General features: G+C 72.9%; 2 protein-coding genes. Both read right to left on the bottom strand.

Annotated elements, in window-relative coordinates:
- Window positions 1-182: signal peptidase II (locus tag FJ251_16010; GenBank protein MBM4119205.1), on the bottom strand; the 182-nt coding region annotated here is incomplete at its 3' end.
- On the bottom strand, window positions 163-1,879 hold a 1,717-nt coding region (locus FJ251_16015; protein MBM4119206.1), incomplete at its 5' end, for a class I tRNA ligase family protein. The genes FJ251_16010 and FJ251_16015, both read right to left, overlap by 20 nt.

A 1,879-nucleotide genomic window follows, 5' to 3' on the forward strand; every position in this document is an offset into this window, starting at 1 on the left:
GCGAAGAGCCCGAAGGCCGCGCCCGGGTTGTCCACGCGCGTGATGCGCAGCATGCCGCCGAGGTAGCTGTCCCGCCAGAGGCCGGCGGTGACCAGGTACTTCGTTAGCAGGTCGGCGGCCAGCACCGCCAGGACCGTGGCGACGAAGAGCCCCCAGTCGGTGCTAGGCCTTCTCGAGCTCAACCGTGACCTCCTCGCCGCCGAGCTGGTAGACCTCGCGGGCGCCGGCGCCCCCCAGACCCTCCGCCACGGCGAGGGCGAGGACCTCCTCGGCCAGACGTCCGCCGTGCTCGGCAAGCGTCGCCCGGGTCAGCGCCCCGCCCGTCCAGCGCAGGCGGACGCGGTCGGAGACGGCGAGCCCCGCGCTCTTGCGCAGGTTCTGGACGCGGTTGACGAGCTCGCGCAGGTGGCCCTCGCGCAGCAGCGCCTCGTCGAGCGTCAGGTCGAGGGCCCCGGCGAGGGCGCCCTCCAGCCCCACGGCGAAGTTCCCCAGGGGCTCGACAAGGAAGTCCAGCTCCTCGCGGGCGAGGCTGAAGCTCTGGCCCTGCGCGCTGACGCTCAGCGAGCCCTCGCGGTAGCCGGCGAGCACGGCGGCCGGCGGCAGTGCGGCCAGCGCTTCGGCCACCGCTTTCATCGCGCCGCCCAGGCGCGGGCCGAGCAGCTTGAAGCGCGGCTTGACGACGAAGCGCATCCGCTCGCCCGGGTCGGCGAGCTGGACCACCTGCTTCACGTTCAGCTCGTCGAGGATCAGCTCGCTGAGCTCGCCGTCGGCGAGCACGCGCGCGAGCGCCGCGCCGCCACCGGCGACGGCGAAGCCCGGCAGGGGCTGGCGCGTGCGCTGGCCCGAGAGGTTGCGCAGGGTGCGGCCGAGGCCGACCACGGCGAGCACGCCCGCCATCGCCTCCTCGAGCGCCTCGTCGCGGCGCGCGGGCGCCGGGCGCGGGTAGCTCGCCAGGTGGACGCTCGTCGGGTCCTCGCCCGCGAGATCCGCCCCGTGCAGGCCGCGGTAGATCGCCTCGCTGAGGAAGGGGATGAAGGGCGCCGCCAGGCGCGCCGAGCCCTCGAGCACGCTCCAGAGCGTCTCGTAGGCGCCCGCCTTGTCGGGGTTCATCGCGCCCTTCCAGAAGCGGCGGCGGCTGCGGCGGACGTACCAGTTGCTCAGCTCTTCGTTGGTAAACTCGCAGAACCTTTTGGCGGCGCGCGAGAGGTCGAGGGCCTCCAGATCGGCGCGCATCTCGCCGACGAGGGTCTCGAAGCGCGAGCGGATCCAGCGGTCGAGCAGGCTCAGGCGCGGCGCGCAGCAGCCGGGCGTCCAGCCGTCGAGCCGGGCGTACTGCGCGAAGAAGGCGTAACTGTTGCGCAGGGTGCCCAGGGTCTTGGCGTTCATGTCGCGCGGGCCGCCGGTGTCGAACTTGAGCGCCGTCCAGAGCGGCCCGGCCGTCGCCATGTAGAGGCGGATGGCGTCGGCGCCCTCGCTGTCGAGCAGCGCGAAGGGATCGACGCGGTTGCCCAGGGACTTGCTCATCTTCTTGCCCTGGGCGTCGACGACGTGCCCGCTGACCAGCACGCGCTTGTAGGGCGCCTCGCCGCGCAGGAAGACGCCGAGCGCGAGCAGGCTGTAGAACCAGCCGCGCGACTGGTCCACCGCCTCGCAGATGAAATCCGCGGGGAACTGGCCCGCGAAGCGCTCCTCGTTCTCGAAGGGGTAGTGCCACTGGGCGTAGGGCATCGCTCCCGAGTCGAACCAGGCGTCGATCACATCCGGCACGCGGCGCAGGCGCTCGCCCGTCTCCGGGTGCCTGAGCTCGATGGTGTCGACGAAGGGCTTGTGCGGATCGATCGGCTCCGCCAGCGGCGTCGCGGCCAGCGCGCGCAACTCC

The organism is bacterium (assembly GCA_016873475.1).
Taxonomy (GTDB): Bacteria; Krumholzibacteriota; Krumholzibacteriia; order JACNKJ01; family JACNKJ01; genus VGXI01.